The following is an 851-nucleotide window of genomic DNA, read 5'->3' as shown; positions in this document are numbered from 1 at the left end:
GTGCCAGTACGGTGGAGTGGATGCAGTGGCGTCTGCAAACACGAGAAGGACGGGCGATTTACAGCCAGCGAAAACATACGATAGMACCGACMTTTGGGATACAGAMAGAAGCCATGGGGTATCGGCGTTTCATGGTGCGAGGGTTGGACAATGTGACAAAAGAGTGGTCGCTGGTTTGTCTTGCGTATAACTTGAGGCGGATGTTCAGCCTGAAACAAGTGAATGAAGAGCAGTGGTTGGAACTGGTCTTGTTGGCGACTTATCTGTGGCACTATTGGGCTGATCTGAGGCCAAGAGTGAGAAAAATCATAAGGACAAGTTGAAAATGTAATGCGCCGGAGAGGGTTTTATAAGTTCTCTCCGGAATAGTCAGAGTCTGAAATTACTTGAACTGCGTTTATGGGTTCAAGTCCGACAGGCTGCTAGAGTAGTTCATCCGCATGGAAGCCAAGCAGTACCAGCCACTAGCTGATTTTTTAGCCAAAGTTCCTGATCCTCGCTGCCCCGGCATGTGTGATCACAACCTGCTCGATATACTTATCATTGCTGTATGCGCAGTCATATGTGGAGCGGACGAGTGGCAAGACATGGAGGATTTTGGCCACTGCAAGGAGGACTGGTTCAGAACTTTCCTGGAGCTACCCGCTGGCATACCATCTAAATATACGTTCCGTAGAGTCTTTTGTTTACTTGATCCGGTGGCTTTCGAAGCCTGTTTTACGGACTGGATCAGACAGACATTGACTGAAATTGCAGGCAGTCACCACCTTGCTATTGATGGAAAGGCAATGAGGGGTTCCAAAGCTCAGGGTAAGAAACCGGTACTTCTGGTCAGTGCCTGGAGCGTTGAG

General features: G+C 48.9%; 2 protein-coding genes. Both read left to right on the top strand.

Translation table 11 applies throughout. The features are described from left to right. On the top strand, window positions 1-323 hold a 323-nt coding region (locus tag WG89_RS30000), incomplete at its 5' end, for a transposase (RefSeq protein WP_172806966.1). A gap of 117 nt (window positions 324-440) precedes the next feature. Continuing rightward, a partial coding sequence (locus tag WG89_RS28900; protein ID WP_153301910.1) for an ISAs1 family transposase occupies window positions 441-851 on the top strand: 411 nt, incomplete at its 3' end.

The sequence above is a fragment of the Endozoicomonas arenosclerae genome (assembly GCF_001562015.1).
Lineage (GTDB): Bacteria > Pseudomonadota > Gammaproteobacteria > Pseudomonadales > Endozoicomonadaceae > Endozoicomonas_A > Endozoicomonas_A arenosclerae.
Note: the sequence above shows the minus strand (reverse complement) of the source record. Positions and strands in the feature narration are given on the sequence as shown.